Origin of the sequence: Paracoccus sulfuroxidans, from assembly GCF_007830335.1 — a bacterium.
Classification (GTDB): Bacteria; Pseudomonadota; Alphaproteobacteria; order Rhodobacterales; family Rhodobacteraceae; genus Paracoccus; species Paracoccus sulfuroxidans.
In genome coordinates, this window is the sequence record NZ_VLKU01000002.1 from 471,181 (window position 1) to 477,776 (window position 6,596).

The following is a 6,596-nucleotide window of genomic DNA, read 5'->3' on the forward strand; positions in this document are numbered from 1 at the left end:
CCCCGCCTTACAGAAAGATCAGCGCCATCCCGGCCACCGCGACCAGCGCCCCCGCCCATGAGGTGGCCGAGGGGCGCATCCCCGTCACCAGCCAGATCACCGGCAGGATCAGCACCGGCGACAGCGCCGACAGCGTCGAGACCACCCCGACCTTGCCGCCCTGCAGCGCAAACATCAGCAGCGTCATGCCGACGCCCATCGCCATGAAGCCCGAGAGCGCCGACAGCGCCACGACCTTCGGCGTCATCCGCCCCTGCGGCTTCACCGCCTTGAAAGGCAGCGAGATCAGCAGGCTGAGCCCCAGCACCGCAATGCAAACGCGGATCATCGAGGCCGCCAGCGGATCAAATCCCGAGGCCATGACCGGCCGTGCGATCAGTGACCCGACCGCCTGCCCCACCGCCGCCAGAATGCCGAAGCCGACGCCGATCCAGACCGGCCCCTCGATCTTTTCGAAACGGTGCTGGCCGGATCGCCCGGGCCGCCCCAGCACGGCCAGCGCCACACCCAGCGTAGTCAGGATGATGCCGCCGACGATATGCGGGGTCAGATCCTCGCCCAAAGTCACCCAGCCCAGCAGCGCCGCCAGCGGCGCGTTCAGCGCAAACAGCGCCCCCGAGCGGCGCGGCCCCAGCCGCAGCAGCGCGAAGTAAAGCAGCGTATCGCCCAGGAAGATGCCGATGAACCCGGACAGGGCCAGCCGCAGGAAGTCGTCCATCTGCACGCCATGCCAGCGCCCGGTTGCCGCCACGACCGCCAGAAGCATCACCGCAACAAGGCTTTGGCGCAGCCAGGTGAAGCCGAAGGCCCCCAGCCTCTGGGCGGGCCATTGCGACACAAGCCCGGTCACGGCCCAGCACATGGCGGCGCCCACGGCGGCAATTTCATGAAGTGGCATCAACGGTCCCCGGTTCTTCTCTCCGGGCAATATGCCTCGCGATGAAACCCTGCAACCGGTGGCGCGTTGAATTTGGCATCGCATCAAGGAAAGTACATGACATGACCATCTACAAATCCGGATCGGCAAAATGGCAGGGTGACCTGCGCAGCGGCAAGGGCGCGGTTTCGTCGCAATCGGGCGCGCTCAGTGACCAGCCCTATGGCTTCAACACCCGCTTCGAGGACAAGCCCGGCACCAACCCCGAAGAACTGATCGGCGCGGCCCATGCCGCCTGTTTCAGCATGGCGCTGTCGGCGCAGCTGGCCGCCGCCGGGATCACCGATGTCACGATCGAGACCAGCTCGCGCATCGGCCTCGACAAGGAGGGGGACGGTTTCACCATCACCACCGCGCATCTGACGACCCGCGTCACCGGCAATGGCGACCGCGCCAAGATCGAAGAGGCCGCGAAAGCCGCCGAGAAGGGCTGCCCCGTCAGCAAGGTCCTGAACGCGAAAGTCACGATGGATCTGGACATCGGCTGATGCTGATTCGGTATGGTTACCGGATCACGCTGACCTCTGACGCGCCTCTGCCCATGGTCACGCAGATGAGCGCGCTTCCCGAACGGCGGATGGACCTGCGTCACAGCGATGCGGTCCACACCCACCCGCAGGTGCCGATGGCGACGCATCTGGACGCTTTCGGCAACCTCTGCACCCGCATGACCTCGCCCGGCGGGCGCTTCAGCATGAGCTGCGATGCGGTGATCTCGGATTCCGGGCTGACCGACATTGCCGCGCCCGAAACGCAGGAGGATCCCGTGCCGGATCTTCCCGATGAGGTGCTGACCTTCCTTCTGCCCTCGCGCTATTGCGAATCCGATCTGCTGGGCGATCTGGCCTGGCAGAATTTCGGAGACGTCACGCCCGGCTGGACGCGGGTGCAGCGGATCGCCGACTGGGTGCATGGGCATATCGCCTTCGACTATCAGGCAGCCTCACCCACGCGCACCGCGCTTGGTGCCTACAAGGACCGCAAAGGCGTCTGCCGCGATTATACCCATCTGGCCATCGCGATCTGCCGGGCGCTGAACATCCCGGCGCGCTATGTGAACGGCTATCTGGGCGATATCGGCGTCCCGCCCGACCCCGCGCCGATGGATTTCGCGGCCTGGATGCAGGTCTGGCTCTCGGGGCGCTGGTGGAATTTCGACCCGCGCAACAACATGCCCCGAACCGGCCGCATCATCACCAGCATCGGCCGCGACGCCTGCGACGTCGCGCTGATCACCTCATTCGGCCAGCACCGGCTGGTCGAATTCAAGGTCTGGACCGATGAGATCACCGAGGCGCAGCTCAGCGCCATGGAGACGCCGGGCTAGGCCACCTCAGGCCATCATTTCCTTGGTCGCGGTCAGCTTCAGCTCGGGATGATCGCGGACCACGCGGTCGATGTCCCATTGCAGCCGCGTCAGATAGACCAGATCGCCGTCATGGTCATGCGCGATGTGCTGCTTGTTGGTGTTCACGAAGCTGTCGACCTTGTCGGACGGCCCCGACAGCCAGCGGGCGCTGGTGAATTGCGTCGGCTCGAACCGCACGGGAATGCCGTATTCGATCTCGATCCGGCTGGCCAGAACCTCGAATTGCAGCGCGCCGACCACACCCACGATGAAGCCCGAGCCGATCGAGGGCTTGAAGACCTTGGCGGCACCTTCCTCGGCGAATTGCATCAGCGCCTTTTCAAGGTGCTTGGCCTTCATCGGATCGGTCGAGCGCACCGATTGCAGCAGTTCCGGCGCAAAGCTGGGGATGCCGGTGAAGCGCAGCGCCTCGCCCTCGGTCAGGGCATCGCCGATGCGCAGCTGACCGTGGTTCGGGATGCCGATGATGTCGCCTGCCCAGGCCTCATCGGCCAGTTCGCGGTCGGCAGCCAGAAACAGCACCGGGTTCGACACCGCCATCTGCTTCTTGCCGCGCACATGCGTCAGCTTCATCCCCCGTTCGAAATGCCCCGAGGCCAGACGCACAAAGGCCACCCGGTCGCGGTGCTTGGGGTCCATATTGGCCTGCACCTTGAAGACAAAACCCGTCACCGGGCGTTCCTCGGGTGCGATCTGACGCTCTGCGGCGTTCTGCGGCTGCGGGCCGGGGCCGAAATTGCCGATGCCGTTCATCAACTCTTTCACGCCGAAGCTGTTGATCGCGCTGCCGAACCAGATGGGCGTCATATGCCCCTCCAGAAACGCCTGTTGATCGAAGGCGGGCAGCAGCTCGCGCGCCATCTCGACCTCTTCGCGCAGCTTTTCCAGCTGCGCGGCGGGGATGTGCTCGGCCAGTCGCGGATCGTCGAGACCCGAAATCTCGACCGATTGCGCGACCTTGTTGCGGTCGGCGCGGTCCATGATCTCCAGCCGGTCGTTCAGCAGGTCATAGGCACCCAGAAAATCGCGGCCCGAGCCGATGGGCCAGCTGGCGGGCGCCACGTCGATGGCCAGATTTTCCTGAATCTCGTCAATGATTTCAAAGGTGTCGCGGCTTTCCCGGTCCATCTTGTTACAGAAGGTCAGGATCGGCAGGTCGCGCAGGCGGCAGACCTCGAACAGCTTGCGGGTCTGGCTTTCAACGCCCTTGGCGCCGTCGATCACCATGATCGCCGCGTCCACCGCCGTCAGCGTCCGGTAGGTGTCTTCGGAAAAATCGCTGTGGCCGGGGGTGTCGACCAGATTGAAGCGGTACTGCCCGAACTCGAAGCTCATCGCCGAGGCCGAGACCGAGATCCCCCTGTCCTGCTCCATCTTCATGAAGTCCGAGCGCGTGCGCCGCGCCTCGCCCTTGGCGCGCACCTGACCCGCCATCTGGATGGCCCCGCCGAACAGCAGGAACTTCTCGGTCAGCGTGGTCTTGCCGGCGTCGGGGTGCGCAATGATTGCGAAGGTCCGGCGGCGGGCGATTTCGGGCGGAAGGTCGGGACGGTTGCTCATGTCGCGCCATTTACAGGGGGCCGGGCCGCGCATCAATGGGCTTGCGCGTTAACGCTTTGTTCATTTTCGCTGGGTAGAGGTGGCAAAACACCACTCGTGACAGATGTGCCATGACAGAAACGACCGCTTCGCCCCCATCCACCGGCCCGCTTGCCCGGATCTTTCGCCCGTTCCGGGAACATCCGGTGCTGTCGAGCTGCCTCAGCGTGATGATCTTTGCCCTGGGCGCGGTCGCCAGCAGCGTCATCGGTGATTTCGTCGAACGCCAGCTTAACAGCGACGCCATCGCGCAGGCCGAGATCCAGCAGCAGCAGATCACCGAGGGCACGCAGCGCATCGAACAGCGCGTCACCGATATGCAGGCCGCCCTGCAGGCGCTAGGGTCCGGCAGCGATGTCGAGGCCTTTCAGCAGGAGGCCGAGCGGCTGCTGCAGGATCTGGCCGAGGTGACGCCGGTGATCCAGAAGGCCGCCCTGACCAATGCCGATTTCGTGGCCCGGCTGCGTCAGGACGCGCTGTCGCGCCCGGACGGGGCCACGACGTCAGCGGCGCTGGAGCTGACTGAGAATGGCTCGGCGACGATCTGCCGTGACTTTACGGTGGGGTTGTCGCCGCGATCATCAGACAGCGTCACGCTTCGGCTGGCCAGAAAGGGCCAGATCGACATCAGTTCGGATGCCCAGTCCGGCGATACCGTTTCCCTGCGCCAATCCGACGCCTCTGCCTCTGCCACCATCGCAGGGCTGGGCCGTGGAGCAAGCGGCACCCTGATCGGGATCGACTACAACTGCTTCGAGGGTGAGCCCAAGGGCTAGACGAACTGCTCGCGGATCAGCCGCTCTTCCAGCCCATGACCGGGGTCGAACAGCAGCCGGTGACGGATCGAGTTCTCCGAACTCACCTCGACCCACAGGACGGAATCGACGCCGCGCGAATCGGCGTCAGCCATGACCGGGCGCTTGTCGGGGTCCAGCACGTCAAAGCGCACGGTGGCCGATTTCGGCAGGATCGCCCCGCGCCAGCGACGCGGCCGGAAGGCGGCAATGGCGGTGATGCCCAGCACCTCGGACCCCAAAGGCAGGATCGGCCCGTTCGCCGACAGGTTATAGGCGGTGGAACCCGCGGGCGTGCAGACCAGCGCGCCGTCGCAGACCAGCTCCTCCATCCGCACCCGCCCGTTGATCGAGATGCGCAGGCGCGCCGCCTGGTGACCAGCCCGCAAAAGGCTGACCTCGTTGATCGCCAGGGCCTTGTGCTCATAGCCGTCTGTCGTGCCCGCGATCATCGACAGGGGGTTGGTCACGGTTTCTTCGGCGGCGGCGATGCGCTCGATCAGCTCATCCTCGCTATAGGTGTTCATCAGAAAGCCGATGGTGCCACGGTTCATCCCATAGACCGGCAGCCCCCGGTTCTGATGCATGACGCTCAGCATCAGACCGTCGCCGCCCAGGGCCACGATGACCTCGGCCTCGGCCAGCGGTGCCTGCCCATAGCGGTTGGTCAGGGCGCCGAATGCCGCCGCAGCCGTTTCGGTATCGCTTGATATGAAATGCAATTTCATCAAACCGAACCCGTCTTGTCACCAGATTGGGGCATGTCGCACCGCCTGCTGTGATTTACTGCCTTGCCGTCGCATCCGTCCTAGCCTGCCGTAACGAAAGCGTCTAGAACTCCCTCGACTGTTTCACACGAGGACGAGATGACCGACACCGGATTCTTCACCGAGACGCTTGACAGCCGTGACCCCGCGATTTTCGGGGCGATCCGGCAGGAGCTTGGCCGCCAGCGCGAGGAGATCGAACTGATCGCGTCCGAGAACATCGTCTCGAAGGCGGTGCTTGAGGCGCAGGGCTCGGTCCTGACCAACAAATACGCCGAGGGCTACCCGGGCAAGCGCTACTATGGCGGCTGCCAGTATGTCGACATCGTCGAGGATCTGGCGATCGAGCGCGCCAAGGAGCTCTTCGATTGCGGCTTTGCCAACGTCCAGCCGAACTCGGGCAGCCAGATGAACCAGGCCGTGTTCCTGGCGCTTCTGCAGCCGGGCGACACCTTCATGGGCCTCGACCTCAACTCGGGCGGCCACCTGACCCATGGCTCGCCGGTCAACATGTCGGGCAAATGGTTCAACGTGATCTCCTACGGCGTGCGCCAGCAGGACCAGCTTCTGGACATGGAGGAAATCCGGGCCAAGGCGCTGGAGCACAAGCCGAAGCTGATCGTCGCCGGTGGCACCGCCTACAGCCGCGTCTGGGACTGGGCGGCCTTCCGCGCCATCGCCGACGAAATCGGCGCCTATCTGATGGTCGACATGGCCCATATCGCGGGTCTGGTGGCCGGTGGCCAGCATCCCTCGCCGCTGCCGCATGCCCATGTCGTCACCACCACGACGCATAAATCGCTGCGCGGTCCGCGTGGCGGCATGGTGCTGACCAACGATGCCGACATCGCCAAAAAGATCAACTCGGCGGTCTTCCCGGGCCTGCAGGGCGGTCCGCTGATGCATGTGATCGCGGCCAAGGCCGTCGCTTTCGGCGAGGCGCTGCGCCCCGATTTCAAAGACTATGCAGCCCAGGTCGTGAAGAACGCGCAGGCGATGGCCGATGAGCTGATGAAGGGCGGCATCGACATCGTTTCGGGCGGCACCGACAACCACCTCTGCCTCGCCGACCTGCGCCCGAAGGGCGTGACCGGCAAGGCGACTGAGGCGGCTCTGGGTCGTGCGCATAT

Annotated in this window: 7 protein-coding genes; 4 read left to right on the forward strand and 3 right to left on the reverse strand. The window is 64.9% G+C overall.

Annotated features, from left to right (window positions below):
• Positions 1 to 7 precede the first annotated feature (7 nt).
• Positions 8 to 898: a DMT family transporter gene (locus IQ24_RS04825; protein WP_145396658.1), complete on the reverse strand. Its 891-nt coding sequence runs from the start codon at positions 896 to 898 to the stop codon at positions 8 to 10.
• Positions 899 to 999: 101 nt separating this feature from the next.
• Between IQ24_RS04825 and IQ24_RS04830 the strand changes: the two genes are divergently transcribed.
• The gene (locus IQ24_RS04830; protein WP_145396659.1) at positions 1,000 to 1,425 is read left to right on the forward strand and encodes an OsmC family protein; all 426 of its coding nucleotides are present in this window, start codon (positions 1,000 to 1,002) and stop codon (positions 1,423 to 1,425) included.
• On the forward strand, positions 1,425 to 2,264 hold the full coding sequence (locus tag IQ24_RS04835) for a transglutaminase-like domain-containing protein (RefSeq protein WP_145396660.1): 840 nt from the start codon (positions 1,425 to 1,427) through the stop codon (positions 2,262 to 2,264). The genes IQ24_RS04830 and IQ24_RS04835 overlap by 1 nt, the downstream gene beginning before the upstream one ends.
• A gap of 6 nt (positions 2,265 to 2,270) precedes the next feature.
• Here the strand turns inward: IQ24_RS04835 and IQ24_RS04840 are convergent, their stop codons facing one another.
• Complete coding sequence (locus tag IQ24_RS04840; RefSeq protein WP_145396661.1) at positions 2,271 to 3,866, reverse strand: peptide chain release factor 3; 1,596 nt, start codon at positions 3,864 to 3,866, stop codon at positions 2,271 to 2,273.
• Positions 3,867 to 3,976: 110 nt separating this feature from the next.
• On the opposite strand from IQ24_RS04840, the gene IQ24_RS04845 reads away from it, so the two are divergent.
• Positions 3,977 to 4,681 (forward strand): hypothetical protein, encoded by a 705-nt coding sequence (locus IQ24_RS04845; protein WP_145396662.1) that lies wholly within the window; start codon positions 3,977 to 3,979, stop codon positions 4,679 to 4,681.
• On the opposite strand, the gene IQ24_RS04850 is transcribed toward IQ24_RS04845, so the two are convergent.
• Entirely contained in the window at positions 4,678 to 5,427 is a 750-nt protein-coding gene (locus IQ24_RS04850; RefSeq protein WP_145396663.1) for an NAD kinase, read from the reverse strand. The genes IQ24_RS04845 and IQ24_RS04850 overlap by 4 nt on opposite strands.
• A 138-nt stretch (positions 5,428 to 5,565) precedes the next feature.
• On the opposite strand from IQ24_RS04850, the gene glyA reads away from it, so the two are divergent.
• Positions 5,566 to 6,596 (forward strand): serine hydroxymethyltransferase (gene glyA, locus IQ24_RS04855; RefSeq protein ID WP_145396664.1); only part of this gene is annotated, 1,031 nt, incomplete at its 3' end.